The organism is Paraburkholderia sp. BR10141, assembly GCF_056155635.1.
Map to the genome: position 1 here is coordinate 1 of NZ_JBMIQH010000167.1, position 245 is coordinate 245.

The 245-nt window shown below is 68.2% G+C and carries 1 protein-coding gene; it reads right to left on the reverse strand.

Annotation, left to right across the window (positions count from 1 at the left end):
• A partial coding sequence (locus ACOJB8_RS41320; protein ID WP_475018033.1) for a gluconate 2-dehydrogenase subunit 3 family protein occupies nucleotides 1–245 on the reverse strand: 245 nt, incomplete at both ends.

The following is a 245-nucleotide window of genomic DNA, read 5'->3' on the forward strand; positions in this document are numbered from 1 at the left end:
TGCCGTAGGCCTTCGTGCAGTACGCGTTCACGGCCTTGATGCCGAGCCGGTAGATCTCGCGCGGCACGAGCTTCAACTGGTAGCCGAGTTCGGGCACGCCTTGCTGGAACGGCCCCTGCATGTACCAGAGCGCGCCGTGCGCGTAGGGCGTGTCCATCTGCCGGTCGATGAATTCGGGCACGCCGGCTTGCAGCGCGCCGGGGCCTTCGGCGTCGGCGGGAATCAGACGGTCGGTGGCGGCTTCG